The organism is Kitasatospora sp. GP82, assembly GCF_029892105.1.
Taxonomy (GTDB): Bacteria; Actinomycetota; Actinomycetes; order Streptomycetales; family Streptomycetaceae; genus Kitasatospora.
This window is the reverse complement of sequence record NZ_JARZAJ010000043.1, coordinates 1-26,880: the sequence shown is the minus strand read 5'-3', so window position 1 is coordinate 26,880 and position 26,880 is coordinate 1. Positions and strand designations below refer to the sequence as shown.

Here is a 26,880-nt window from a genome sequence, read left to right as displayed (position 1 = left end):
ATCCAGCGCCACTCTGACAAAGGGCGGGCCGCGTCGGCACCATGAACGACGAGGAGGCCATTGCCGTGCAGGACACCGTACCGGTTCCCGCGGCAGTGGCCTCCTCGCGTGTACGCACAGGTCTGGGCCCCACACGGCACTCTCGGCCCTGTGAGACATCCAGCCCTGTGAACCAGTAGGTGGAGAAGGAGAAAGTCCATGCAGGAGACGCAGGAGACCGTGCAGGGTGGCTCGCGCCGCCGCGTTCTGCTCAAGCTGTCCGGTGAGGCGTTTTCCGGTGGCGGCGGCCTCGGCGTCGACCCGGACGTCGTGCACGCCATTGCCCGGGAGATCGCCACTGTGGTCCGGGCCGGGACCGAGGTCGCGGTCGTGATCGGCGGCGGTAACTTCTTCCGCGGCGCCGAGCTGCAGGTCCGCGGCATGGACCGGGCCCGTTCCGACTACATGGGCATGCTCGGCACCGTGATGAACTGCCTCGCGCTGCAGGACTTCCTGATCAAGGAAGGCATCGAGACCCGGGTCCAGACCGCCATCACCATGGGTCAGGTCGCCGAGCCGTATCTGCCGCTGCGCGCCGTCCGGCACCTGGAGAAGGGCCGTGTGGTCATCTTCGGCGCGGGTATGGGCATGCCGTACTTCTCCACCGACACCACCGCTGTCCAGCGCGCCCTGGAGATCCACGCCGAGGTGCTGCTGATGGGCAAGAACGGCGTGGACGGGGTCTACGACTCGGACCCGCGTACCAACCCGGCGGCGGTCAAGTTCGACTCGCTCGACTACGCCGAGGTGATCGCGCGGGACCTCAAGGTGGCGGACCTGACCGCGATCACCCTGTGCAAGGACAACGGCCTGCCGATCCTGGTCTTCGAGCTGCTGGCCGAAGGCAATATCGCCCGGGCGGTGAAGGGTGAGAAGATCGGCACACTCATCAGCGAGGACTCCGGCCGGGCCTGAGTCGCGGTCAGCCGCGCCGTAGTCAGCCGTGCAGCAGAAAGCCGTCCGGGGCACCGGTACGGGACAACAGCAGATGAACCGGACAGGGAGCACACAGTGATCGAAGAGACCCTCCTCGAGGCCGAGGAGAAGATGGAGAAGGCCGTTTCGGTCGCGAAGGACGACTTCGCCGCGATCCGCACCGGCCGCGCGCACCCGGCGATGTTCGCCAAGATCGTCGCGGACTACTACGGCGCCATTACGCCGATCAACCAGCTCGCCTCGTTCGCCGTGCCGGAGCCGCGGATGGCGGTCGTCACCCCGTTCGACAAGTCCGCCCTGCGCAACATCGAGCAGGCGATCCGTGACTCGGACCTGGGTGTCAACCCGTCCAACGACGGCACGATCATCCGGGTGGTGTTCCCGCAGCTGACCGAGGAGCGCCGCAAGGAGTACATCAAGGTCGCGCGCGGCAAGGGCGAGGACGCCAAGGTCTCCATCCGCTCGGTCCGCCGCAAGGCCAAGGACGCGATCGACAAACTGGTCAAGGACGGCGAGATCGGCGAGGACGACGGCCGCCGTGCCGAGAAGGACCTCGACGACACCACGGCCAAGTACGTGGCCCAGATCGACGAGCTGCTCAAGCACAAGGAAGCCGAGCTGCTCGAGGTCTGACGAGCGACGCCCCGGACGGCCACGGCCGACGGGGCGACGTCTCGCAGACTTCCTCGGCGCCCCTGCTGCGGGTGGCCCCGCGCTCCGCACCGCTGGACCGGCCGGCGAGCCGCCGGCGAACGGGTCGCTCGCAGCAGCTTCCCCTCGCGGTAGCCCGGTGAGTCGGGGCGCCACCCGCGGCACAGACTCTGATCATGCCCTCTGTCCAGGAGACATCCTTGGCCCAGCCCGACCAGCAGCCCCGTAAACAGCGCGGCGGCCGCAATCTTCAGGCCGCGATAGGGGTCGGTGCCGGCCTCGGTGCGGTCATCGTCGCCTCGCTGTTCGTCGTGAAGGTGCTGTTCCTGGTCGTCGTGGTGGCGGCCGCGGCGGTCGGTGTCTGGGAGCTCAGCAGCCGACTGACCGAGCGCAAGGGGATCACGGCACCGCTGATCCCGCTGCTGGTGAGCGCCGTGGCGATGCCGGCGCTGGGCTACTGGGCCGGTGTCCAGTGGTCTGCCGCAGCGCTGGCGCTGACCGGTCTCGTGATCATGGTCTGGCGGATGAGCCAACCGCCGGAGAACTACCTTCGCGACATAACGGCCGGCATCTTCACCGCCTTCTATGTGCCGTTTCTGGCCACCTTCGTCGCGCTGATGCTGGCGGCCGGCGACGGCCCGCAGCGGATCCTGCTCTTCCTTGTCGTGACGATCTGCAGTGACACCGGGGCGTACGCCGTCGGCTACAAGTTCGGCAAGAACAAGCTGGCGCCGACCATCAGCCCCGGCAAGACCCGCGAGGGCCTGGCCGGAGGCATCGGTCTGTCGATGATCGCGGGCGCGCTGATCATGCAGTACGTGATCGAGGACGGGCAGTGGTGGCAGGGGCTGATCCTCGGCGGCTGCGCGGCGGTCACCGCGACGCTCGGCGACCTGGCCGAGTCGATGATCAAGCGGGACCTCGGCATCAAGGACATGGGCACCCTGCTGCCCGGCCACGGCGGCATCATGGACCGGCTGGACTCGCTGCTGCCGACCGCCCCCGTGGTCTGGCTGCTGTTGGCGGCCTTCGTCGGCAGCTGATCCGACCGGCTCGAGCACAGGCCCCGAACGTCCGGCGTTCGGGGCTTTGTCGATCTGCGACACTGGAACAACCATGCCTAAGCCCGGAGAACTGACCTTTGTCGCGCCGCGCGGCGCCAAGCCCCCGCGACACCTCGCCGACCTCAGTCCTGCCGAGCGCAAGGAGGCCGTCGCCGAGCTGGGCGAGCAGCCGTTCCGCGCCAAGCAGTTGTCCAACCACTACTTCGGCCGGATGTCGAACGACCCGGGCGAGTGGACGGACATCCCCGCCGCCTCGCGCGGAAAGCTCACCGAGGCGCTGCTGCCGGACCTGATGTCGGTCGTCCGGCACGTCTCCTGCGACGACGACGCCACTCGCAAGACGCTCTGGAAGCTCTTCGACGGCACCCTGGTCGAGTCCGTCCTGATGCGCTACCCGGACCGGGTCACCATGTGCATCAGCTCGCAGGCCGGTTGCGGTATGAACTGCCCGTTCTGCGCCACCGGCCAGGCCGGGCTGACCCGCAACCTGTCCACCGCCGAGATCGTGGAGCAGATCGCGGCCGGGATGCGGGCCCTCAAGGCCGGTGAGTTCGGCGGGCGCGGGTCCTCCTCCTCCGAGGAGCGCAGCCCCGGCGGCGAGATGCGCCTGTCCAACGTGGTCTTCATGGGCATGGGCGAGCCGCTCGCCAACTACAACCGGGTGCTGGCCGCGATCCGCCGGCTGACCGACCCGGCTCCGGACGGCTTCGGCCTGTCCCAGCGCGGTATCACCGTCTCCACCGTCGGCCTGGTCCCGGGCATGAACCGGCTGGCCGACGAGGGCCTGAGCTGCCGCCTCGCACTCTCGCTGCACGCTCCGGACGACGAGCTGCGCGACGAGCTGGTCCCGGTGAACACCCGGTGGAAGGTCGCCGAGGTCCTCGACGCGGCCTGGAACTACGCGGAGAAGTCCGGCCGCCGTATCTCCATCGAGTACGCGCTGATCAAGGACATCAACGACCAGGCGTGGCGTGCAGACCTGCTCGGCCGCCTGATCAAGAACCACCGGGTGCACGTCAACCTGATCCCGCTGAACCCGACCCCGGGCTCCAAGTGGACGGCCTCCCGGCCCGAGGACGAGCGGGAGTTCGTCCGCCGCCTCCAGGCGCACGGCGTGCCGACCACCGTCCGCGACACCCGCGGCCAGGAGATCGACGGCGCCTGCGGCCAGCTGGCCGCCGCGGGCTGACGGTTCCCTCAGGGGCTAGCGCAGCACACCAGCCGCCAGCGCGGCGGTCAGGCCGCCGGACACCAGCAGTACGGTGCCGGCGGCCGCCGTGCGCAGTACGGCCGCGCCGAGCAGCAGCCGGGGCGCCGTGCCGAGCTGGACCAGTGCGGCCGTCACCTCCCGCCGGGAGCTGCGGATGTGCGCCGCCCGGATGAGCACCGAAGCCGCCGCGCAGCAGACGATCAGCGTCGCCTCGACCGCAGGAACAGCCTCGACGGTGCCGCTCCGGTGCGCCCAGTAGCGGATGGCGGTGAGCACCGTCGCCAGAGCCAGGGCGAGGACGGCCAGCGGAGTGCCCAGCCGGTCGGCCTCGGCGGTGAGCCCGCGTCCCGCAAGCAGTCGCAGCGGGGTGGGTCGGCCGAGGGCGAGCAGCCGTCCGCCCCAGGCCAGCAGGGGAGCGGTGAGCAGGGCCAGGCCGAGGGCCGCGAAGGTCCAGCCGACCAGGGCGGCGTCACTGGTGGCGCCGAGTCCTGCGGGCAGGCCGATCGGCCGTCCGTCCTGGTCGGCGCCGGGACGCAGTCCGTACAGCTCAAGGGAGAGGCCCACCAGGACGAGTCCGGTGGGCAGGGCGAGTCGCAGTGCGCCGAAACCGTTGCGGTGGGGGAGTTCGCTGCGGCCCGGCAGGGCGTCGGTGAGCGGGAAGGCGGCGGCTGCGGAGCCACCGGCCACCAGCGGGACCAGCAGCAGCAGGGTGATCGGGGCGGAAACCGGGAGCGGGACGCCCAGGCCGACCTCGGGGGCCAGCGAGGCACCCGCGACGTCGTTGCGCAGGACCAGGAAGGCCAGCAGGGTGAGTCCGCTGCCGAGGGCGCAGGCGAGGGCGGTCTCCCCGGCGATCAGGGTGCGGATGCTGGTGGGTCCGGCCCCGGCGGCAGTGAGGCCGGTGATCCGTTCGGGGCGGGCCGCGGGAAGGGCGCGGGCGGCGACGGCGGCGAACCAGCCGACGGCGGCGAGCGGCGGCAGACACCAGAACAGCCGTTCGACCGAGACCCCGGCGGGTTCGCTGAGGGCGCGGCCGAGAGCGCGCAACAGGAAGGCGGCGACGGCGGCAGCGGCGGTCGCGGTGAGCAGCCAGCGGCCGAGGTCACCGATCCGGTAGCCCCTGGCCAGGCGGAGGTAGAGCACCTAGAGGTCCCTTTCAGCGCCCGGCGGAGACGGGGGAGGTGCCGCGCGGTACGGGGGCGACCGGGCTGGACAGCCTGCCGTCGGTCAGGGCGACGGTACGGTCCGCGAAGCGGGCCAGCTCCGGGTTGTGGGTGGCGAGCACCAGGGTGAGCTGGTGCGAGCGGGCAGCGGTGATCAGTATCCGCAGGACCTGGTCCTGGGCGTCCCGGTGCAGCGGGGCGGTCGGATCGTCGGCGAAGACGACCGGAGGCAGCGGGGCCAGGGCGCGGGCGACGGCGATCCGCTGGCGCTGACTCTGGATCAGTTCGCCGGGGCGGCGGGCGGTGCAGTCCGCGACGTCCAGGCGCTCCAGCCACTCGGCGGCGGAGGCGTAGGCGGCCTTGTGGCCCGCTCCGGCGAGCAGCAGGGGCAGGGCTACGTTCTCCCGGGCCGTCAGCTCCGGTACCAGGTGGGGTTCGGAGCCCACGAAGCCGAAGCGGTCGCGGCGCAGCCGTTCCCGTCCGGTGCGGGTGAGGGTGTGTACCGGGGCGCTGTTGAACCAGACCTCACCCTCGTCGACCGGGAGCAGGGCGGAGAGGCAGCCGAGCAGGGTGCTCTTGCCGGAGCCGCGGGGCCCGGTGATGGCGAGTACTTCGCCGTCCCGGACGCCGACGGAGATGCCGCGCAGGGCTGGGGTGCCCTGGTGGGACTTGACGATCCCTCGGGCCCAGAGCACGTCGTTGTCGGGCGGGGCCGCTGACATGGAGATCCATCCTGATGCCGACGGGGATATGACAGTCGTCAGATTAGAACGACAAGGTCGCGCTGAGGTTGCGGCACACTGGCCCTTTCATGGGCAAACATGTACGAATCAGGCGCACCAGTTCTGGGATTCGGTCGATGCAGAAGCGCCGAAGGGCGGCCCCGCGGAGTAGCGGGACCGCCCTTCGGCGGAGGGTGGGCCGAAAGACCGGTCCGTCAGATCTTGGCCCAGGCGTCGACCAGCGTGCTCCGCAGGATCTGCTCGATCTCGTCGAAGGTCGACTGGTCGGAGATCAGCGGCGGGGCCAGCTGGATGACCGGGTCGCCACGGTCGTCGGCGCGGCAGTACAGGCCGTTGTCGAAGAGTGCCTTCGACAGGAAGCCGTAGAGCACGCGCTCGATCTCGTCGTCGTTGAACGACTCCTTGGTGACCTTGTCCTTCACGAGCTCGATGCCGTAGAAGTACCCGTTGCCGCGGACGTCGCCGACGATCGGCAGATCGCGCAGCTTGTTCAGGGTGCCCAGGAACTTCGACTCGTTGTCCAGCACGTGCTGGTTCAGGCCCTCGCGCTCGAAGATGTCGAGGTTGGCCAGCGCGACGGCGGACGACACCGGGTGACCACCGAAGGTGTAGCCGTGCAGGAAGGTGTTGTCACCCTTGTAGAACGGCTCGGCCAGGCGGTCCGAGATGATCGTGGCGCCGATCGGGGAGTAACCCGAGGTCATGCCCTTGGCGCAGGTGATCATGTCGGGCTGGTAGCCGAACTTGTCGGCGCCGAACATGGTGCCCAGGCGGCCGAAGGCGCAGATGACCTCGTCCGAGACCAGCAGCACGTCGTGGCGGTCGCAGATCTCGCGCAGGCGCTGGAAGTACCCGGGCGGCGGTGGGAAACAGCCACCGGCGTTCTGCACCGGCTCGACGAAGACCGCGGCGACGGTGTCGGCGCCCTCGTTGAGGATCGCGACCTCGATCTCGTCGGCGCACCAGCGGCCGTATGCCTCGGGGTCGACCACGCCATCGCGCTCCAGGAACGCGGGGGCGCGGTAGATGTTGGTGTTCGGGGCCTTGTGGGTGCCCGGCACCAGCGGCTCGAACGGGGCCTTCAGGCCCGGCAGGCCGGTGATCGACAGCGCGCCCTGCGGGGTGCCGTGGTAGGCGACGGCGCGCGAGATGACCTTGTACTTGGTCGGCTTGCCGGTCAGCTTGAAGTACTGCTTGGCCAGCTTCCAGGCGGTCTCGACGGCCTCGCCGCCACCGGTGGAGAAGAAGACCTTGTTGAGGTCGCCGGGAGCGTAGTTGGCCAGACGCTCGGCCAGCTCGACGGCCTTCGGGTGGGCGTAGCTCCACACCGGGAAGAAGGCCAGTTCCTTGGCCTGCTTGGCGGCGGCCTCGGCCAGCTCCTCGCGGCCGTGACCGGCCTGGACGACGAACAGGCCGGCCAGGCCGTCCAGGTACTTCTTGCCCTTGTCGTCCCAGACGTAGGTGCCCTCACCGCGAACGATGGTGGGGACGGGCGAGTTCTCGTACGACGACATGCGGGTGAAGTGCATCCACAGGTGGTCGTAGGCGGTCTTGGAAAGGTCCTTCTGCGCCGGGTCGGCTGTCATCGGGTGCCCCAGGTGTAGGTCTGTTTCCGGAGCTTCAGATAAACGAAGCTCTCGGTGCTCCGCACGCCGGGAAGCGCGCGGATGCGCTTGTTGATCATTTCGAGCAGGTGCTCGTCGTCCTCGCAGACCAGCTCGGCCAGCAGGTCGAACGAGCCTGCGGTGCAGACCACGTAGTCGACCTCGTCGAGGGCGGCCAGCGCGTCGGCGACGGGCTCGACGTCACCCTCGACCGTGATCCCGACCATCGCCTGACGGGTGAACCCGACGGTGAGCGGGTCGGTCACGGCGACGATCTGCATCACGCCTTGGTCGAGCAGCTTCTGGACCCGCTGGCGCACGGCCGCCTCGGACAGGCCGACGGCCTTGCCGATGGCGGCGTACGGGCGGCGCCCGTCCTCCTGGAGCTGCTCGATGATCGCCTTGGAGGCGGCATCAAGGGGAACGCTGGCGTTCCGGTCGCGGTTGGCCACGTCGCCACTGTGCCTGATCCGTTTCCGTCACGCAAGCCCGTGAGCTGCTGATTTCGTCGCTGTTTTGAAAATTGGATACGGATTACGTTGCCTGCCGGCTCAGGGTCTGTCGATTACCGCAGTGCCAGGGGTACCCTGGCCGAGTACACGCGTAGGCGTGCACACCCACAAGTGGAACGCGGCTCACAGGCCCCGGCCACTCGGCGCCGGAGGTACCCTGGCGCCGGATTCTGCAACGCAGCAGGCCCAGACCGAGGAGAGACCCGTGAGCGAGCTTCGTACGCTGCGCAACTACATCAACGGCGAGTTCGTCGATGCGGCTGACGGCCGCACGCTGGACGTGATCGACCCGACCACCGGTGCGGTGTACGCGACGTCGCCGCTGTCCGGTGCGGCGGACGTGGACGCGGCGATGGCCTCCGCGGCCGCGGCCTTCCCGATCTGGCGCGACGCCACCCCGAGCACCCGGCAGAAGCTTCTGCTGAAGATCGCCGACGCGGTCGAGGCACGCGCCGAGGAGATCGTGGACGCCGAGTGTCGCAACACCGGCAAGCCGCGCGGGCTGACCCTCTCCGAGGAGATCGGCCCGATGGTGGACCAGATCCGCTTCTTCGCCGGCGCCGCCCGCCTGCTCGAGGGCAAGGCCGCCGGTGAGTACATGGACGGGATGACCTCGATCATCCGCCGTGAGCCGGTCGGCGTCTGCGCCCAGGTCGCGCCGTGGAACTACCCGATGATGATGGCCGTCTGGAAGTTCGCCCCGGCCATCGCCGCGGGCAACACCGTGGTCCTCAAGCCGTCGGACACCACCCCGGCCTCCACCGTGCTGCTGGCCGGGATCATCGGCGACATCCTCAAGGAGCTGGAGCTTCCGGCGGGTGTCTTCAACGTGATCTGCGGCGACCGTGAGAGCGGCCGTCTGATGGTCGAGCACAGGACCCCGGCGATGGCCTCCATCACCGGCTCCGTCCGGGCCGGCATCCAGGTCGCCGAGTCCGCCTCCAAGGACGTCAAGCGCGTCCACCTGGAGCTGGGCGGCAAGGCCCCGGTCGTGGTCTTCGAGGACGCCGACATCGCCGAGGCCGTCGAGGGCATCTCGGTCGCGGGCTTCTTCAACGCCGGCCAGGACTGCACCGCCGCGACCCGGGTACTGGTGCACGAGTCGATCCACGACGCCTTCGTCGAGGCCCTCGCAAAGGCAGCGGCCGACACCAAGACCGGTGGTATCGACGACGAGGACGTCCTGTACGGCCCGCTGAACAACGCCAACCAGCTGAAGCAGGTCTCCGGCTTCATCGAGCGCCTGCCCGCCCACGCCAAGGTCGAGGCCGGTGGCCACCGGGTCGGCGAGGTCGGCTACTTCTACGCCCCGACCGTGGTCTCCGGCCTGAAGCAGGACGACGAGATCATCCAGAACGAGGTCTTCGGCCCGGTCATCACCGTGCAGAAGTTCTCCGACGAGGAGCAGGCCGTCGACTACGCCAACGGCGTCGAGTTCGCGCTGGCCTCCTCGGTCTGGACCAAGGACCACGCCCGCGCCATGCGGATGTCCCGCCGCCTCGACTTCGGCTGCGTCTGGATCAACACCCACATCCCGCTGGTCGCCGAGATGCCGCACGGTGGCTTCAAGAAGTCCGGCTACGGCAAGGACCTCTCCTCGTACGGCTTCGAGGACTACACCCGGGTGAAGCACGTCATGACCGCGATCTAGCGCGCAGTACGACCGCGATCCAGCGGAGCTCTTCAGGGGCGCGGGGAACTGCGCGAGGACCATGCACCTTCCATAGGGCTGGTCGCACAGTTCCCCGCGCCCCTGGCATGCCCGTACCTGCCGGCATGCCGCACCTGTGCGGTTGCCCTCGGGCCTGTCAGGCTGTCGGGTGTGGCGAGGACCGCCTGACAAGATGCAACTGCATGTCACAGGGGTGATTCCCTACGCTAGCGGCATGAGCATCCCCACCGCTGACTCGGCCGCCGGGCAGGCCGTCAAGGCCGCTGACCGCGCGCACGTCTTCCACTCGTGGTCCGCCCAGGCACTGATCGACCCCCTTGCGGTGGCCGGTGCCGAGGGCTCGTACTTCTGGGACTACGACGGAAACCGCTACCTCGACTTCTCCTCGCAGCTGGTGAACACCAACATCGGGCACCAGCACCCGAAGGTGGTTGCGGCGATCCAGGAGCAGGCGGCGAAGCTCTGCACCATCGCCCCCGGCTTCGCGGTGGAGTCGCGCAGCGAGGCGGCCCGGCTGATCGCCGAGCGGACCCCGGGCGACCTCGACAAGATCTTCTTCACCAACGGTGGTGCCGAGGCCGTCGAGAACGCCATCCGGCTGGCCCGCCTGCACACCGGCCGTCACAAGGTGCTCTCGACCTACCGCTCGTACCACGGCGCCACCGCCAACGCGATCGCGCTGACCGGCGACCCCCGCCGCTGGGCGAACGAGACCGGCGTCTCGGGCATCGTGCACTTCTGGGGCCCGTACCCGTACCGCTCCAACTTCCACGCCGAGAACGAGGCGCAGGAGTGCGAGCGCGCGCTGGCGCACCTGGAGCAGGTGGTGGCGTTCGAGGGCCCGGGGACGGTGGCCGCGATCATCCTGGAGACCGTGGTCGGCACCGCCGGCATCCTCGTCCCGCCGGCCGGGTACCTGGCCGGGGTGCGGGAGATCTGTGACCGGTACGGGATCGTCTTCATCCTGGACGAGGTGATGGCGGGCTTCGGCCGGACCGGCGAGTGGTTCGCCGCCGACCACTGGGGTGTCGTCCCCGATCTGATGACCTTCGCCAAGGGCGTCAACTCCGGTTACGTCCCGCTGGGCGGCGTGGCGATCTCCGCCGAGATCGCGGCCACCTTCGCCGAACGGCCCTTCCCCGGCGGCCTCACCTACTCCGGCCATCCGCTGGCCTGCGCCTCCGCCGTCGCCACCATCAATGCGATGGCCGAGGAGGGCATTGTCGAGAACGCCAAGCGGATCGGTGAGAATGTGCTCGGCCCCGGTCTGCGCGAGCTGGCCGAGCGTCACCCGTCGATCGGCGAGGTGCGCGGCCTCGGCGTCTTCTGGGCGCTCGACCTGGTGAAGAACCGTGAGACCCGCGAGCCGCTGGTGCCGTACAACGCCGCCGGTGCCGACAACGCGCCGATGGCCGAGCTGGCCGCCGCCTGCAAGCGGGAGGGTCTCTGGCCCTTCGTCAACATGAACCGCTTCCACGTGGTTCCGCCCTGCACCGTCACCGAGGAGGAGGCCAAGACCGGTCTGGCGATCCTCGACGAGGCGCTCACGCTGACGGACGCGCACACCGTCTGACGCCTCGCCACCGACTCGGCCCCGGGCACCCCCATGGCCCGGGGCCGTCCCCTGCCCACGTCCCTTTCCCCACGTTCTCTGTCCAGGAGTTCGACCATGCGCTCAACCACGTCCCGCCGCGCCCTGCTCGGCGCCACCGGTCTGCTCGGCGCGGCCGCGCTGTCGGGCTGCGGCATCCCCGCCGCGTACGTGCCGGAGGAGCGGCGCTCGGCGCCCGACCACTCGGAGCGGGACAAGTCCCTGACCTTCTCCAACTGGCCGCAGTACATCGACGTCGACAAGGCCGAGCACCGGCCCACCCTGGAGGAGTTCACCAAGCAGACCGGTATCGAGGTCACCTACACCGAGGACATCAACGACAACGACGAGTTCTTCGGCAAGATCAGCCCGGTGCTCGCCCAGGGCGGCAGTCCGGGCCGGGATCTGATGGTGATCAGCGACTGGATGGCCGGGCGCTATGTGAAGCTCGGCTGGGTGCAGTCGATGGACCGGGACCGGATGCCGAACGTCACCAAGTACCTGGACCCGCAGCTCGCCAGCCCCGCCTTCGACCCCGGGCGCAGGAACAGCGTGCCCTGGCAGTCCGGGATCACCGGGATCGCCTACAACCGCAAGGCGCTCGGGCGGGAGATCAAGTCCACCGCCGACCTCTGGGCGCCCGACCTCAAGGGCAGGGTCACCCTGTTCGCCGGGATGGACGAGGCGCTTGGCCTGCTGATGCTGGCGCAGGGCGCCGACATCGCCGAGTTCACTGCCGACGACGCGCACAAGGCCATGGACCAGGTGCAGAAGATGGTGGACCGCAAGCAGATCCGCCGCTTCACCGGCAACGACTACACCAGTGACCTGGCCTCCGGTGCGGCGATCGCCTGCCAGGCGTACTCCGGTGACGCGATCCAGCTGAAGGCCGACAACCCGGACATCGAGTTCGTGGTGCCCGAGGAGGGCGCCGAACTCTGGGCCGAGAGTCTGATGATCCCGAACAAGGCCGAGCACAAGCAGAACGCCGAGCTGCTGATCGACTACTACTACCGGCCCGAGGTGGCGGCCAAGCTGGCCGCCTTCGTGCAGTACATCTGCCCGGTCCCGGCCGCCCGCGAGGTGCTGGCCAAGAACGAGGACCCGGTGACGGCCGCTCTCGCCGACGAGCCGCTGATCTTCCCCACCGACGAGATACGCGCCAAGCTGCACACCATGCGGGACGTCACGGCCGAGGAGCGTCCCGGGTTCCATCAGATCTGGGGCAAGGTGGCAGGAGTCTGACGGGGCGTCAGCGCCGCACGGCGTCGAGGGCGAGCAGGGCGACGTGCAGGGAGAGGCAGGACTCCACCTGGTCCAGGTCCACGCCGAGGATCCGCTCGACCTTGTGCAGCCGGTCGTAGAAGGACGGCCGGGACAGGTGCGCGGCGTCGGCCGCCGCCGACTTGTTGCGGCCCTGGTCCAGGTAGATCCGCAGCATCTGCACCAGCTGCCCGCCGTGCTCCGCGTCGTAGGCCAGCAGCGGACCCAGCTCGCGTTCGACGTACGTCTGCAAGCGCGCGTCGTCGCGCAGCAGGTGGAGCAGGCCACGCAGCCGGACGTCCGGGAGCCGGTAGTAGGAGGCGGTCCGGCCGCCGGGGGCGTCGTGCAGGGCGGCGTCGGCGACCTGGGCGGCCTCCAGCAGGGTGCGCCGGGCGTCCCTGACCGAGCCCACCGAGGAGCCGACCGCTATCACCGGCTCGGGGGCGGGCGCCGAGGCGTCCCGCGAACCATCGGTCACCAGCTTGCGCAGGGCGGCGGCGAAGGACTCCAGCGCGGAGTGCTCGTCCTGCTGTGAACCGAGTGCGATCAGCAGGCCCACGCCCTCGTCGTCCAGAGCGCCGACCAGGGCGGAGAGGCGGCAGGTCCGGATCGCGGTGGCGGCCAGTTCGGTGAAGTCGCGCAGTCTGGCCTGGGCCTCCAGGGCGGCCGGGATCGGCCCGCTGCGCTGCCGCAGCACCGCCCCGACCAGGCGGCGGCTCTCCAGCGGCACACCCAGGGCCTGGGCGCGCAGTGCGACCTCGGAGACGGTCAGCGAGTGCGTCAGGATGCCGGAGATCAGGGTGCGGTGGGTCTGTCGCTCCAGGCTCTCCCGGTCGCGGACCACCAGCCGGTTGAGCGCCAGGGTGGCGGCGCCGCGTTCCAGCAGCATGGCGTGCGGGTGCGGGGTGCCGACGGGCAGCGGACCCGGCTCCGTCACCAGGACGAGCCGGCCCCAGTCCTGGCCGCGTGCGCCGACCGCGGTGACCAGCCAGCCGCTGCGCGGGTCGTAGCCGGTCCGGCCGGGCGGGCGGACCCCGCGCGAGCGGCGCTCCCAGCCCTCCAGCAGCTCGCTCTCCGGACGCCCGGCCGGATCGTGGGTGAGCACCTGGTGCGCCAGGTTCTCCAGCACCACGGGACGCCCGGCAAGCTGGGCGACCTGGCGGACCACCTCGACCGGTTCGGCGCCCTCCACGGCCAGCTCGTTGAAGACCTGGTGGACAGCCTCCGAGGTGCGCAGCTGCTCCAGCTGGGCGTTGACCACCAGGGCGTGCACGGCTTCGGTGACGGCGACGAAACGCAGCTCGCGGCGGAGCGCGACGAGTGGCAGACCGCGCTGCTCGGCGGCGTGGACCAGGGCACGCGGCAGGGTGTCGAAGTAGCGTCGGCCGAACTCGATCACCAGCCCGGCGACCCCGACCTCGTCCAGTTCCCGGACGTACCTGGCCAGCCCTTCACGGTCCTCGGGCAGGGCGATCCCGGTGGTCAGCACCAGTTCGCCGCCCTGGAGCATTCCGGCGACGTCGGGCAGCTCGCTGACGTGCACCCATCGCACCGGGCGCTCCAGCTGGGCGGCGCCGGCCACCACCTCGGGAAGGCCGCGTCGCATCACGTCCAGGTCGAGTACGCGGGCGACGGTGGGGAGCATCGCGGGCCTCCAGGCGATCAGAGTGTCAGGGAAATCATCCATCGCCCAGACGCTCTGTTGCCCACTTCGCAGCCTTGCACCTTGTAAGGCGCTTCTCGGCCGGCCTGTCGGAGTGACCCTTGTCACCCGGATGCCGCAGCAGGCAAGGTCAGCGGGTCGGCAAATGGAGAGAGCCGGAGATCACCGTCGGAATCCGTGGCGTAACGAGAAGGCAACAGCGGAATCCCTTGTGGAAGCAGCCCGAGCCTGCCAGGATCGCGCAAACCCGGCGGTCGGCCGACTCGGCTTTCCCCGGGCCGCCCGGCGGTGACCAGGCAGTCACCTCGTCGCGCGGCCGTCGAACCACCGGGCACATGGAGGAATCTGATGGACCTGACCAGTCTCAGTGCGGGCGCGCAGTACATCGCGGGTCGGCTGACCGCAGGCACGGGCACCGAGCCCTTCCAGGTCGTAAACCCGGCCGACGGCAGCGTCGTCCAGCAGGTCACGCTCGCCTCCACCGACGACGTGGACGCGGCGGTCGCCGCCGCGAAGGCCGCACTTCCTGAGTGGTCCCGCGCCACGCCGGGGGCCCGTTCGGAGGTACTGCTGGAACTGGCGGGCATCCTGGCCGACCGGGCCGAGGACTTCGCCCGGGTGGAGACCGCCCAGACCGGTAAGCCGATCAAGCTCTCCACCGAGTTCGACGTCCCCGGCACCATCGACAACACCTCCTTCTTCGCCGGGGCCGCCCGCAACCTGGAGGGCAAGGCGGCGGGGGAGTACTCCGGCGACCACACCTCGTACGTACGCCGCGAGGCGATCGGCGTGGTCGGGTCCATCTCCCCGTGGAACTATCCGCTGCAGATGGCGGCCTGGAAGATCCTCCCGGCGATCGCGGCGGGCAACACCGTCGTGCTCAAGCCCGCCGAGCTGACCCCGCTGACCTCGCTGATGTTCGCTCGGGCCTGCACCGAGGCGGGTGTTCCCGACGGTGTGGTCAACGTGGTGACCGGCGCCGGCCGCAGTGCCGGTGAGCATCTGATCTCCCACCCCGACGTCGCGATGGTCTCCTTCACCGGCTCCACCCCTGTCGGCAAGCGGGTCGCCGAGCTGGCCACCGCCACCGTCAAGCGCACCCATCTGGAGCTCGGCGGCAAGGCCCCGTTCGTGGTCTTCGACGACGCCGATCTTCAGGCCGCCGTGCACGGCGCGGTCGCCGCCTCCCTGATCAACAGCGGCCAGGACTGCACCGCCGCCACCCGCGCCTACGTCCAGCGCCCGCTGTACGACGCCTTTGTGGCGGGCGTCGCCGAGCTGTTCGCGGCGGTCCGCCTCGGCGACCCGCTGAACCCGCAGACCGACCTCGGCCCGCTGGTCTCGTACGCCCACCGGGACCGGGTGGCCGGATTCGTCGAGCGTTCCCGCTCCTACGGCGCCACCGTGGTGGCGGGCGGGCAGGCGCCGGTCAAGGGCCACGACGGCACCGACCTCTCGCTCGGCGCGTACTACCTCCCCACCCTGATCACCGATGTCGCCCAGGACAGCGAGGTGGTCCAGGGCGAGATCTTCGGCCCGGTGCTGGTCGCCCTCCCCTTCGACAGCGACGAGGAGGGGCTGCGGCTGGCCAACGACACCCCGTACGGTCTGGCCGCCTCGGCGTGGACCAGGGACGTCCACCGCTCGCTGCGCGCCACCCGGGAGATCGCGGCCGGCTGCGTCTGGGTCAACGACCACATTCCGATCATCAGCGAGATGCCGCACGGCGGCTACAAGTCCTCCGGCTACGGCAAGGACATGTCCCAGTACTCGCTGGACGAGTTCACGCAGGTCAAGCACGTCATGTACGACACCACGGCGGTGGCCCGCAAGGACTGGCACCGCACGATCTTCGGAGACAGATAGCCCCCGCCGGGAGCCGGCCCCGCGAGTCGAGATCGCCCGGCCGGCTCCCCACCTCTTCCCCCAGGAGGTCGTCCCCCGCATGGAGTTCAACGAGATCGTCGACGGGTTGCCCGAGCCCGTCCGCAAGGCGTGGGAACGCAGTCTGACCAGCGGCCGGGCCGCGCTGACCCGCCGGATGCTGCTGCGGGCCACGGTCCTGATGGCCGGTGCGGGTTCGCTCGCCGCCTGCGGCATCCCGCCCGCGAAGAGCAGTGCGGGCGAGGTGTCCGACAGCTCCGTCAAGGACCTCTCCGACTCGGAGAAGGTGGTCGACTTCTCCAACTGGCCGCTGTACATCGACGTCGACGAGAAGAACAAGGACCGCCACCCCACCCTCGACGGGTTCACCGCGGCCACCGGCGTCAAGGTCAGGTACAACGAGGACGTCAACGACAACGTCGAATTCTTCGGCAAGATCAAGCCGCAGCTGGCGGCCGGTCAGGACACCGGCCGGGACCTGATGGTGCTCACCGACTGGATGGCCGGGCGCCTGATCCGGCTCGGCTGGGTCCAGCGGCTCGACCCGGCGAACGTCACCAACGCGATCCTGAATCTGGAGAATCGTTTCCGCGTCCCTGACTGGGACCCCGGCAACCGGTACTCCTACCCGTGGGCGGGCATCCAGGTGGTGGTCGCGTACAACCGGAAGGCCACCAGGGGGAAGCCCGTCACCAGCGTCAGCCAACTCCTCGACGACCCCGAGCTGAAGGGCCGGGTCACCTTCCTCTCGGAGATGCGGGACACCGTCGGGATGGTGCTGCTGGACCAGGGCAAGGACCCGGCGAAGCTCACCACCGCCGACTACGACGCCGCGATCGCCCGCCTGCAGAAGGGCGTGGACGACAAGCAGATCCGCAAGTTCACCGGCAACGACTACGGCCAGGAGCTGTCCTCGGGCGACATCGCCGCCTGCCTGGCCTGGGGCGGGGACCTGATCCAGCTCAGGGCCGACAACCCCGACATCGAGTACGTCATCCCCGACCAGGGCTACGTCGCCTCGACCGACAACCTGCTGATCCCGGCCAGGGCCCAGCACAAGAAGAACGCCGAACTGCTGATCAACTTCTACTATCAGCAGAAGATCGCAGCCGAACTCACGGCGGGCATCAACTACGTGTCCCCGGTCGCCGGCATCAAGGACGAGCTCGCCAGGCTCGCCCCCGACGTCGCCGAAAACCCGCTGGTCGTCCCCACCCCGGAGATGGCCGCCAAGGTCCACGTCTTCCGTACTCTCACCGAGGCCGAGGAGACGGACTTCGAGGGCAAGTTCTCCAAGTTGATCGGCGCCTGAGTCGATCGGCGCCGACCCACATCGGCCCCTGCATCTGTAGTACGGCACCTGACAGAGAGACACCATGACTGAGCAGCTGCGCGACGCGGCGACGGCCGGCGGAGACGTCCGCCTCACCGGCATCGGCAAGACCTACGGCGACTTCACCGCCGTCCACCCACTGGACCTGACGGTGCCCCAGGGCTCCTTCTTCGCCCTGCTCGGTGCCTCCGGCTGCGGCAAGACCACTACCCTGCGGATGATCGCCGGCCTGGAGGAGCCCAGCTGTGGCACCGTCCTGATCGGCGGCCAGGACGTCACCGCGCTTCCGCCCTACAAGCGCCCGGTGAACACCGTCTTCCAGAGCTACGCCCTCTTCCCGCACCTCGACATCTTCGAGAACGTCGCCTTCGGGCTGCGCCGGCGTGGCAGGAAGGACGTCAAGAAGCAGGTCGAGGAGATGCTCGACCTGGTCGAGCTCGGCCCGCTCGCCCGCCGCAAGCCGCACCAGCTCTCCGGCGGCCAGCAGCAGCGCGTCGCGGTCGCCCGCGCGCTGATCAACCACCCCCAGGTGCTGCTGCTCGACGAGCCGCTCGGCGCCCTCGACCTCAAGCTGCGCCGCCAGATGCAGCTGGAGCTCAAGCGCATCCAGACCGAGGTCGGCATCACCTTCGTCCACGTCACCCACGACCAGGAGGAGGCCATGACCATGGCCGACACCATCGCGGTGATGAACGGCGGCAGGGTCGAGCAGCTCGGCGCCCCCGCCGACCTCTACGAGAACCCGGCCACCACCTTCGTGGCCAACTTCCTCGGCCAGTCCAACCTGATCCCCGCCGAGGTCACCGGCCGCAGCGGCGAGGACCTGCTGCTCAGCGCCTCCGGGGTGCGGCTCAGCGTCCCCAGGGCCCGCTGCGCCACCGAGGCCACCCGGATCCACCTGGGCGTCCGTCCGGAGAAGATCACCATCGCGCACGCCTCCGAGACCGTCGCCGAGGGCCGCAACAAGCTGAGCGGCACCGTCGTCGACTCCAGCTTCATCGGCGTCTCCACCCAGTACGTGGTCCGCTCCGAGGGCGGAGGGGAGATCGCCGTCTTCGAGCAGAACATGGAGCGCGACACCCGGATCACCCCCGGCGCCCCCGTCGTCCTGCACTGGAACCCGGCCCACTCCTTCGGCCTCGACGCCTCCCAGGCGATCGACGCCGGCACCGGGGAGGAAGCGGCGTGACCACCACCACCGAGGCCGCACCGCCCGAGGTCATACCGCTGCCTCCCACCAAGCCCCGGCGGAAGCTGACCGCCTACTGGCTGCTGCTTCCCGGCATCGCCTGGCTGGTCGTCTTCTTCGCCGTGCCGATGGTCTACCAGGGCTCCACCTCGCTGCAGACCGGCTCGCTGGAGCAGGGCTTCAGGCTCACCTGGCACTTCGCCACCTACTGGGACGCCCTGGCCGAGTACAAGTGGCACTTCGTCCGCTCGTTCAGCTACGCGGCCATCGCCACCGCGCTCTGCCTCGCCGTCGGCTACCCGCTGGCCTACACCATCGCGTTCAAGGCGAACCGGCGCTGGCGCAACGTCATCCTGATCCTGGTGATCGCGCCGTTCTTCACCAGCTTCCTGATCCGCACCCTGGCCTGGAAGACGATCCTCTCGGACGGCGGCCCGGTGGTGAGCGCGCTCAACACCCTGCATGTGCTGGGCATCACCGACGCCATCGGCCTGACCTCGGGCCACCGGGTGCTCGCCACCCCGCTCGCCGTGGTCTGCGGACTGACGTACAACTTCCTGCCGTTCATGATTTTGCCGCTCTACACCTCGCTGGAGCGGATCGACCCCCGGCTGCACGAGGCGGCGGGAGACCTGTACGCGCGGCCGTTCACCACCTTCCGCAAGGTGACCTTCCCGATCTCGCTGCCGGGCGTGGTCGCGGGCACGCTGCTCACCTTCATCCCGGCCTCCGGTGACTACATCAACGCGCAGCTGCTCGGTTCGCCGAGCGAGCAGATGGTCGGCAACGGTATCCAGAAGCAGTTCCTGAACGTGCTCGACTACCCCACGGCCGCCGCGTTGAGCTTCATTCTGATGGCCCTGATCCTGGGCATGGTGACGGTCTACATGCGCAAGGCCGGGACGGAGGAACTGGTCTGATGTCCAGGGTTTTCAAGTGGATCCGCGAGCATCTGGCGGTGCTGGCCGGCATCCTCGCCCTCGCCTACCTGGTCCTGCCCAACCTGGTGGTCTTCGCCTTCTCGTTCAACAAGCCCGTCGGCAAGTTCAACTACGAGTGGTCGCAGTTCTCCACCGACGCCTGGACCAGCCCCTGCGGCGTCGCCGACATGTGCGGCTCGCTCTCGCTGAGCCTGCAGATCGCCCTGCTGGCCACCATCGGCGCCACCGTGCTCGGCACCATGGTCGCCTTCGCGCTGGCCCGCTACCGCTTCCGCGGCCGGGCCGCGACCACCGCGCTGATCTTCCTGCCGATGGCCATGCCGGAGGTGGTGATGGCCGCCTCGCTGGGCACGCTCTTCCTCAACATGCGGATCCAGTTCGGCTTTCTGACCATCCTGATCGCGCACATCATGTTCTGCCTCAGCTTCGTGGTCACCGCTGTCAAGGCACGTGTGATGTCCATGGACCCGCGCCTGGAACAGGCCGCCCAGGACCTCTACGCCACCCCGGCCCAGACCTTCCTGAGGGTCACCCTGCCGCTCGCCGCTCCCGGTATCGCGGCCGGTGCGCTGCTCAGCTTCGCGCTCTCCTTCGACGACTTCATCATCACCCAGTTCAACTCGGGACCGACCACGGTCACCTTCCCGATGTTCGTCTGGGGTGCCTCCCAGCGCGGAATTCCGGTGCAGGTCAATGTGATCGGTACCGCGATGTTCATCGCTGCCGTGGCACTGACGGTCGCCGGTCAGTGGATCGGCAACCGCAGGAAGGCACAGGCCTGACCGAATGTCATATTTCTTCCATCACTACTGATGACCTTTCGATCACCTACGATCACCAGAAAGTAGCTGATACAGCATGGACTCTGCCCGTGCGCTCAGTGATGCTCAGCCCACCCCCTTCTGGCTGGAGGATCCCGGTCGGCCGCAGGCTCTGCCCGCGCTGGTCGGCGACACCAGGTGCGACCTGCTCGTGGTCGGCGGCGGCTACTCCGGCCTGTGGACCGCACTCATCGCCAAGGAGCGCGACCCCTCACTGGACGTCGTCCTGGTCGAGGGCCACGAGGTGGGGTGGGCGGCCTCCGGGCGCAACGGTGGATTCTGTGCTGCCAGTCTGACCCACGGTTTCGGCAACGGCCTGGCGCGCTGGCCCGGCGAACTCGCCGAGCTGGAGCGCCAGGGCGCGGCCAACCTCAGCGCCATCGAGGACACCCTCAAGCGCTACGCCATCGACGCCGAGTGGGAGCGCACCGGCGAGATCGACATCGCCACCCAGCCCCACCAGCTGGAGGAGCTGCACGAGGTCGCGGAGGCCGTCGCCCAGTACGGTCTCGACGTGACGGTGCTCGACACCGACGCCCTGCGCGCCGAGGTCGACTCACCCACCTTCCTCGGCGGCCTGTGGGACAAGGACGGCGTGGCCATGCTCCACCCGGCCAAGCTGGCCTGGGGCCTCAAGGACGCCTGCCTGGCCCAGGGCGTCCGCATCTTCGAGCGCACCAAGGCGCTGGACCTGGCCGAGTACGGCAGCGGTACGGCCGTCCGCACCCCGTACGGCCGGGTCTTCGCCCGCCGCGTCGCCCTCGGCACCAACGTCTTCCCGTCCCTGGTGAAGCGGGTGCGGCCGTTCATCGTCCCGGTCTACGACTACGCCCTGATGACCGAGCCGCTCACCGACGAGCAACTGACCGCCATCGGCTGGGGCAACCGGCAGGGCCTCAGCGACAGCGCCAACAAGTTCCACTACTTCCGGCTGTCCGCCGACAACCGCATCCTCTGGGGCGGTTACGACACCGTCTACCACTACGGCAGCCAGGTCCGGGCCGAGTACGACCAGCGGCCGGAGACCTTCCGCACCCTGGCGCGGCAGTTCTTCCAGACCTTCCCGCAGCTGGACGGCGTCCGCTTCACCCACGCCTGGGGCGGCGCGATCGACACCTGCAGCCGCTTCTCCGCCTTCTTCGACACCGCCTACAAGGGACGTGTCGCCTACGCGGCCGGCTTCACCGGCCTCGGCGTCGGCGCGACCAGGTTCGGCGCGGAGGTGATGCTCGACCTGCTGGCGGGCGAAACGACGGAACGCACGGCGCTGGAGATGGTCCGCAGCAAGCCGCTGCCGTTCCCGCCCGAGCCGGTGCGCTGGGCCGGTATCGAGATGACCAAGTGGTCGCTGGACCGCTCCGACCACAACGGCGGGCACCGCAACCTGTGGCTGCGCACGCTCGACCGTCTCGGCCTCGGATTCGACAGCTGACCGTCTGGGCTCAACCGACTGTCCGGTCCGGATCGACGGTCTCGGCTTGATCCGCTTGATCTCGGTGGGGGCGTATCCCGTTCGTGGATGCGCCCCCTGTCCGTATGCGTACTCCGGTGGCGAACCGTGTAAGAACCCCGGCGGGGCGGCCTCTTCCTGGTGACCGTCCGACCAGGAAGGACACGCCATGGCGAGCACTCCCCGGACAGGTGCACTGGACTGGCTGGCCGCCGCCCAGGGCTCGGCCCACCTCGGATCCGGCCTGCTGCTCCTGCCCGCCGGGCAGCGGTGGGACGTCCTGCTGGCGCCCGGTCGGCTCGGGCACCACGCCCTCGCCGTCCTGATCCGCCTGGCCCGACCCGGTCCGGTCTACGCAGACTTCGGCGACGAGCACCTGGGATTCCTGGTCCCCGTCGGCACGGCCGGGCGCTGGGTCGGCACCGGACTGCGCGGCGCCGGAGCCGGGACCTGGGTCGTCCTCCCGCACCCCGCCCGGCGGGGCAGCAGCGGCGTCCGATGGCTCGTCCCGCCCGACGGCTCGGGGGCCCTGACCGACCCGGTCGTATTCGAACTCGCCCTGCACGAGGCCGCCGCCGAGCTGTACCGAACGGAGCAGTGGCCGTCAACGCCAAGACCTTCCGACGACCTGTAAGGCTGAATCCAGGATCCCCGTCATGCTGTTCGTTGAGGCGGGCCCTGCGGGTCCGCAGACTGGAGTCGAGAGCGGTAGCCCCGTGATCCCCGTCGCCCGGCCCGAGTCGGGCGGCGCCGTAAAGGGACCGGCGGCAGGCGAGCCGTACGGGACTTCGGAGGATGACCTTGAGCAAGCTCAACAGGACCAAGCACGTCACCCACTGGATCGACGGTGCCCCCGTCGCCACCTCGGGCTCCGCGCCCCGCCGGGGCGACATCTTCGACCCGGCCACCGGACAGGTGACCGGACAGGTGGACTTCGCGGAGATCGCCGAGGTCGACCAGGCCGTCGCGGCTGCCGCATCGGCCTTCGCCGAGTGGCGCAACGCCTCGGTCGCCAAGCGCACCCAGGTGCTCTTCGCCTTCCGAGAGCTCTTCAACGCCCGCAAGGACGAGCTCGCCTCGATCATCGTCTCCGAGCACGGCAAGGTGCACTCGGACGCGCTCGGCGAGCTGGCCCGGGGCCAGGAGGTCGTCGAGTACGCCTGCGGCATCCCGCAGCTGTCCAAGGGCGGATTCACCGAGCAGGCGTCGACCGGTGTGGACGTCTACTCGATCCGCCAGCCGCTCGGCCCGGTCGCGATCATCTCGCCGTTCAACTTCCCGGCCATGGTGCCGATGTGGTTCTTCCCGATCGCCATCGCGGCCGGCAACACGGTCGTCGTGAAGCCCTCGGAGAAGGATCCGTCCGCCGCCGACTTCATCGCCCGGCTGTGGAAGGAGGCCGGCCTGCCCGACGGTGTCTTCAACGTCGTCCACGGCGACAAGACCGCCGTCGACCGCCTGCTGGAGCACCCCGACATCAAGGCCGTCAGCTTTGTCGGCTCCACCCCGATCGCCCGGTACGTCTACGAGACCGGCACCCGTTACGGCAAGCGCGTGCAGGCGCTCGGCGGCGCCAAGAACCACATGCTGGTGCTCCCGGACGCCGACCTCGACCTCAGCGCGGACGCCGCCATCAACGCCGGCTTCGGCGCCGCGGGCGAGCGCTGCATGGCCGTCTCGGTCCTGGTCGCGGTCGACCCGGTCGGCGACGAGCTGGTCGAGAAGATCAAGCAGCGGATGGCCACCCTCAAGGTCGGCCCCGGCTGCAACGGCGACTCCGAGATGGGACCGCTGGTCACCGGCCAGCACCGCGACAAGGTCACCTCGTACGTCGAGTCCGGTCTCGCCGACGGCGCCGAGCTGGCCGTCGACGGCCGTAAGCACCTGATCGCCGCCGAGGACGCCTCCGGCACCCCCACCGCCGACGGCTTCTGGCTCGGCCCCACTCTCTTCGACCACGTCAAGCCCGGTATGTCCGTCTACAACGACGAGATCTTCGGGCCGGTGCTGTCGGTCGTCCGGGTCTCCTCCTACGAGGAAGGTCTGGCGCTCATCAACGCCAACCCGTACGGCAACGGCACCGCGATCTTCACCAACGACGGCGGCGCCGCCCGGCGCTTCCAGCACGAGGTCGAGGTCGGCATGGTCGGCATCAACGTGCCGATCCCGGTGCCGGTCGCCTACTACTCGTTCGGCGGCTGGAAGGCGTCTCTCTTCGGCGACGCCCACGCCTACGGCCCCGACGGCGTCCAGTTCTTCACCCGCGGCAAGGCGGTGACCCAGCGCTGGCTCGACCCGTCGCACGGCGGTATCAACCTGGGCTTCCCGACCAACTCCTGATCGGGGGCGACCTCCTGGGGTCCTGACGATCCGACGCCCGGACCTCCTGAGTTGCCGAGTCTCTGGCTCTCTGGGTCTCTGGCTCTCTGACCGACGGTTGAGGGCTGCCAGCTCCGCACCACACGCCGACTGTGTGGGACGGTCCGGGCAGCCCTCTGCCGTTCTCTGCTGCTCCTTGCCGCTCCTGTTGGGCTGACGGCCGGATCAGTCGCCGCGATTCGGGGCCCGTCCGCCGACGCTGCGCCGCAGCTTGAGCTGAACGGCCTTCGACACCACCGGGCCGAGCCCGTCGACCACCTCGACGAGCGCGCCCAGCTGGTCCAGCGCCGCGAACGCCCCGGCAGCTCCTTCGGGATCGACCCCGTCGTAGAGCTCCAACCCGATGAAGGCGGCGGACACGGCCCGCGCCAGACCGGGCAGATCGAGATGGTCCGCCAGCGGATGCCCGAGGAAGAGCCGCTCCAGTACCCGCTGGATCTCGTCGGTCCACATACGCAGGGCATCGGCCGTGACCTCTGCCAACTTCGGATAGCTGGTCGCCCCGGCGAGGAACTGCCCGAGCAGCGCCACATTCCCCAGCGCCCGCTCCTCCTCGTGGAGTGCTCGCCCGAGCCGCAGCAGGTCTCGCAGCGAAGTCGCGCCGTCGAGGCGCGACCGGAACCGCTCCAGCCGCAGCCCGGTCTCCCGGATGGCCGCCGCGGCTAGCAGGCCTTCGACGGTCTTGAAGTGGTAGAAGACCAGCGCTTGGTTGGCCCCGATCTCCGCAGCGATCGTCCGCGCCGAGACACCCGAGATGCCCTGTCTCTTGAGCGCGCTGATGGCAGCTTCCATCAGCCTCTCCCGTGTGTCGCCCATGCGGTGCAGCGTATCGGCCCGTCCGCAGCGGCCGGACCGTGGACGGTGCGACGGCCCTGTGGACACTCACTCCCCGTTCAGGACGCCGGCTCTCAGGTACGCGCGGACTCCCGGACGGGACGGACGTGGATCGGTATGCCCGCCGAGTCGACCGGTAGATAGTCGGTGGTGAACGACCCTCGATAGCCGATCACCGGCCCGACGACCGGATTGCTGACGCGTACGTCGATCCGGAACCGACCGAGCCCGTCGTCGAACCACTCGTGGACGGTGGCCCGACCGGTCAAGGCGTCGGGGCAGCGTGGCGAACCCGGCAACGCGGAGACCCGTTGGTCCCCTGAGGTGATCACCAGACCGCCCAACGGACTCACCCGGAAAGCCAGATCGACCGCGAGATGCTGATGTGTCCCCAAATAGTCGATGACGGTGCCGGGCCGGCAGTCCGAAGCGATCATCGTCGCGTCGAAGCGGCGCGGGCGCGTGAACTGGAAGGTACGAACGAAGGTCACCGTCTCGCGGCCGAAGCTGTCCCGGTAGGCGTAGTTGGCGATCGAGAACGGGATGTCGCGCCCTCGCTCGGGAAAGAGGATGTTGAAGCGGCTGCCGAGCCGTAGGAAGGGGGTGACCAGGCGGGATCCGTGCCAGATCCGCTCCATGCGCCCCGTCCCGATGCAGGCGATCCGGTCCCGGCTGGAGAAACCGAACCGGCGCTGCATCTCCGGGTGCAGGCGGTCGAAGTCGGCCCCGAGGGCCCGCTGGAAGATCGACCCGGTGGCGCGGGCCTCGTCGGTGCTCCGCTTCGGTGTGGGTGTGGGTGTGGGTGCGGTCGTCATGGCCTCTCCAATGTGCTGAGCGCCTTGGGCGCGCGGGCTGTGTGGCGATCACGCGGATGTCTGATGCACCGCCGGGCAGCGGGAGTGACCGCCGAGGGCGGGACGAGCGTCGAGAGTCCGAGCACCGTCAGTCCGACGGCCACCCCTGAAGCTGTTCCGTACGCCTGCGCGGTGATCAGCGCACCGGCCGCTGCGAGGACCAACCGGGCGAGGACTTCGGAGAAGGCGTTCAACCGGGACTGCTCCGGTGTGATCCCGCGTTCGGCCCAGAGTCGGAGCCGGTCGAACGACCAGGCGGTGAGCCAGCCGACGATCGGCCGGACCAGCCGCCGATCGAGCAAGTCACCGAGACGGCCTGGCCAGGACCGGTAGTCGTACCCGGTGACGAACCGCACGGTCTCGGGTGTGGAGGCCGCGAGCGAGGGCACGGACAGGTAGCGCCAGTAGCCTGCGCCGTCCTGCAGGGGTGAGAGCCGCGTGTCGGAGGAGAAGCGCAATGCACTGATCCGAGTCCCGTCGGGCCGGCAGCGTTCGGCGGTTGTCACCCCAGTGCCGGTCAGTGCCGGGCCGTGCCGCGCTCCGAGCGTGTACCGGAAGCGGGTTGGCGGTGGCGACGGCGTTGCGGCTGGTGGTGGCGCAGAGGCCTCGGCGTAGGTGATCCGCGAGAAGCGCGCGTCCCAGCGTTGATGGTGCTGCGGACGCTGGGTCAGCTCCCACACCACGTCGATCGCTGCACCGATCTGGATCTCGACGTAGATGGGTCTGGCCCGCCGTCCGGTGGAACCGGGCATGACTGTCCCCCCTGATGATTTGAGCGACTGCTCAATCTCGGTGGCGGACATGATGGCAGAGATCTGAGCAGTCGCTCAAGACTGACGGATCGCGGCGGATCGCAGCGAGTCGCACCTGGTGGTCCGGCGGTTTGCATCGAGGTGTGAGGAGGGGTAGTGTTCTCTAGTCGCTCGGCAGGGAGCACCGGACACGCATCGGCGCGGACGGTCCCGGGGTGGCCAATCCTCTGAAACACTATTTCTTCTCTCCGTGCTGAGTTGCGCCTCGTCGCATCTCGGTGCGAATTGTTGTGTGTTTTTCTGGATTGTGGCCGGATTCGCTTTGTGAAGCG

Annotated in this window: 23 protein-coding genes; 15 read left to right on the top strand and 8 right to left on the bottom strand. The window is 69.4% G+C overall.

Annotated elements, in window-relative coordinates:
• The first annotated feature begins 198 nt into the window (after window positions 1-198).
• The 4 genes from pyrH (at window position 199) to rlmN (ending at window position 3,879) form a co-directional block, all read left to right on the top strand.
• Window positions 199-954, top strand: a complete 756-nt coding sequence (gene pyrH / locus P3T39_RS30435; RefSeq protein ID WP_280702432.1) for a UMP kinase — start codon at window positions 199-201, stop codon at window positions 952-954.
• Window positions 955-1,050: 96 nt separating this feature from the next.
• Window positions 1,051-1,608: a ribosome recycling factor gene (gene frr / locus P3T39_RS30430; RefSeq protein WP_280702431.1), complete on the top strand. Its 558-nt coding sequence runs from the start codon at window positions 1,051-1,053 to the stop codon at window positions 1,606-1,608.
• A gap of 194 nt (window positions 1,609-1,802) precedes the next feature.
• Window positions 1,803-2,669, top strand: a complete 867-nt coding sequence (locus tag P3T39_RS30425) for a phosphatidate cytidylyltransferase (protein ID WP_280702430.1) — start codon at window positions 1,803-1,805, stop codon at window positions 2,667-2,669.
• Between the two features lie 73 nt (window positions 2,670-2,742).
• Window positions 2,743-3,879, top strand: coding sequence for a 23S rRNA (adenine(2503)-C(2))-methyltransferase RlmN (gene rlmN, locus P3T39_RS30420; RefSeq protein ID WP_280702429.1), 1,137 nt, complete (start codon window positions 2,743-2,745; stop codon window positions 3,877-3,879).
• Between the two features lie 15 nt (window positions 3,880-3,894).
• Here the strand turns inward: rlmN and P3T39_RS30415 are convergent, their stop codons facing one another.
• From P3T39_RS30415 to P3T39_RS30400, 4 genes are all read right to left on the bottom strand, one after another.
• Complete coding sequence (locus P3T39_RS30415; protein ID WP_280702428.1) at window positions 3,895-5,043, bottom strand: hypothetical protein; 1,149 nt, start codon at window positions 5,041-5,043, stop codon at window positions 3,895-3,897.
• Between the two features lie 13 nt (window positions 5,044-5,056).
• Window positions 5,057-5,785 carry an ATP-binding cassette domain-containing protein gene (locus P3T39_RS30410; protein ID WP_280702427.1) on the bottom strand — a complete coding sequence of 243 codons (729 nt, stop codon included), beginning with the start codon at window positions 5,783-5,785 and terminating at the stop codon, window positions 5,057-5,059.
• 215 nt (window positions 5,786-6,000) lie between these two features.
• Window positions 6,001-7,392 (bottom strand): aspartate aminotransferase family protein, encoded by a 1,392-nt coding sequence (locus P3T39_RS30405; protein ID WP_280702426.1) that lies wholly within the window; start codon window positions 7,390-7,392, stop codon window positions 6,001-6,003.
• Entirely contained in the window at window positions 7,389-7,862 is a 474-nt protein-coding gene (locus P3T39_RS30400) for an Lrp/AsnC family transcriptional regulator (protein WP_045301249.1), read from the bottom strand. Before P3T39_RS30400 ends, P3T39_RS30405 begins: the two co-directional genes overlap by 4 nt.
• 265 nt (window positions 7,863-8,127) lie before the next feature.
• Between P3T39_RS30400 and P3T39_RS30395 the strand changes: the two genes are divergently transcribed.
• The 3 genes from P3T39_RS30395 to P3T39_RS30385 all read left to right on the top strand — a co-directional run bounded on the left by P3T39_RS30395 (window position 8,128) and on the right by P3T39_RS30385 (window position 12,430).
• Window positions 8,128-9,573 carry a gamma-aminobutyraldehyde dehydrogenase gene (locus tag P3T39_RS30395; RefSeq protein ID WP_280702425.1) on the top strand — a complete coding sequence of 482 codons (1,446 nt, stop codon included), beginning with the start codon at window positions 8,128-8,130 and terminating at the stop codon, window positions 9,571-9,573.
• 235 nt (window positions 9,574-9,808) lie between these two features.
• Window positions 9,809-11,167, top strand: a complete 1,359-nt coding sequence (locus P3T39_RS30390; RefSeq protein ID WP_280702424.1) for an aspartate aminotransferase family protein — start codon at window positions 9,809-9,811, stop codon at window positions 11,165-11,167.
• 96 nt (window positions 11,168-11,263) lie between these two features.
• On the top strand, window positions 11,264-12,430 hold the full coding sequence (locus tag P3T39_RS30385) for a spermidine/putrescine ABC transporter substrate-binding protein (RefSeq protein WP_280702423.1): 1,167 nt from the start codon (window positions 11,264-11,266) through the stop codon (window positions 12,428-12,430).
• 7 nt (window positions 12,431-12,437) lie between these two features.
• Here P3T39_RS30385 and P3T39_RS30380 read toward each other — a convergent pair whose 3' ends face one another.
• A complete protein-coding gene (locus tag P3T39_RS30380; protein WP_280702422.1) occupies window positions 12,438-14,135 on the bottom strand; it encodes a PucR family transcriptional regulator in 1,698 nt (565 codons plus the stop codon).
• A 324-nt stretch (window positions 14,136-14,459) separates the two neighbouring features.
• Between P3T39_RS30380 and P3T39_RS30375 the strand changes: the two genes are divergently transcribed.
• The 8 genes from P3T39_RS30375 (at window position 14,460) to P3T39_RS30340 (ending at window position 24,069) form a co-directional block, all read left to right on the top strand.
• On the top strand, window positions 14,460-15,977 hold the full coding sequence (locus P3T39_RS30375; RefSeq protein ID WP_280702421.1) for a gamma-aminobutyraldehyde dehydrogenase: 1,518 nt from the start codon (window positions 14,460-14,462) through the stop codon (window positions 15,975-15,977).
• Window positions 15,978-16,056: 79 nt separating this feature from the next.
• Window positions 16,057-17,307: a spermidine/putrescine ABC transporter substrate-binding protein gene (locus P3T39_RS30370; RefSeq protein ID WP_280702420.1), complete on the top strand. Its 1,251-nt coding sequence runs from the start codon at window positions 16,057-16,059 to the stop codon at window positions 17,305-17,307.
• Window positions 17,308-17,371: 64 nt separating this feature from the next.
• The gene (locus P3T39_RS30365; RefSeq protein WP_280702419.1) at window positions 17,372-18,517 is read left to right on the top strand and encodes an ABC transporter ATP-binding protein; all 1,146 of its coding nucleotides are present in this window, start codon (window positions 17,372-17,374) and stop codon (window positions 18,515-18,517) included.
• Window positions 18,514-19,437, top strand: a complete 924-nt coding sequence (locus tag P3T39_RS30360; protein ID WP_280702418.1) for an ABC transporter permease — start codon at window positions 18,514-18,516, stop codon at window positions 19,435-19,437. Before P3T39_RS30365 ends, P3T39_RS30360 begins: the two co-directional genes overlap by 4 nt.
• Window positions 19,437-20,240 carry an ABC transporter permease gene (locus P3T39_RS30355; RefSeq protein WP_280702417.1) on the top strand — a complete coding sequence of 268 codons (804 nt, stop codon included), beginning with the start codon at window positions 19,437-19,439 and terminating at the stop codon, window positions 20,238-20,240. Before P3T39_RS30360 ends, P3T39_RS30355 begins: the two co-directional genes overlap by 1 nt.
• 76 nt (window positions 20,241-20,316) lie before the next feature.
• Entirely contained in the window at window positions 20,317-21,711 is a 1,395-nt protein-coding gene (locus P3T39_RS30350) for an FAD-dependent oxidoreductase (RefSeq protein WP_280702416.1), read from the top strand.
• 187 nt (window positions 21,712-21,898) lie between these two features.
• On the top strand, window positions 21,899-22,363 hold the full coding sequence (locus tag P3T39_RS30345; protein WP_280702415.1) for a hypothetical protein: 465 nt from the start codon (window positions 21,899-21,901) through the stop codon (window positions 22,361-22,363).
• Window positions 22,364-22,524: 161 nt separating this feature from the next.
• Window positions 22,525-24,069 (top strand): CoA-acylating methylmalonate-semialdehyde dehydrogenase, encoded by a 1,545-nt coding sequence (locus tag P3T39_RS30340; protein ID WP_280702414.1) that lies wholly within the window; start codon window positions 22,525-22,527, stop codon window positions 24,067-24,069.
• A gap of 204 nt (window positions 24,070-24,273) precedes the next feature.
• Here P3T39_RS30340 and P3T39_RS30335 read toward each other — a convergent pair whose 3' ends face one another.
• The 3 genes from P3T39_RS30335 to P3T39_RS30325 form a co-directional block, all read right to left on the bottom strand.
• Window positions 24,274-24,900: a TetR/AcrR family transcriptional regulator gene (locus P3T39_RS30335; RefSeq protein ID WP_280702413.1), complete on the bottom strand. Its 627-nt coding sequence runs from the start codon at window positions 24,898-24,900 to the stop codon at window positions 24,274-24,276.
• Window positions 24,901-25,016: 116 nt separating this feature from the next.
• The gene (locus P3T39_RS30330) at window positions 25,017-25,757 is read right to left on the bottom strand and encodes a DUF4166 domain-containing protein (RefSeq protein WP_348534406.1); all 741 of its coding nucleotides are present in this window, start codon (window positions 25,755-25,757) and stop codon (window positions 25,017-25,019) included.
• Window positions 25,754-26,548 carry a hypothetical protein gene (locus tag P3T39_RS30325; RefSeq protein WP_280702412.1) on the bottom strand — a complete coding sequence of 265 codons (795 nt, stop codon included), beginning with the start codon at window positions 26,546-26,548 and terminating at the stop codon, window positions 25,754-25,756. Before P3T39_RS30325 ends, P3T39_RS30330 begins: the two co-directional genes overlap by 4 nt.
• Window positions 26,549-26,880: the final 332 nt, after the last annotated feature.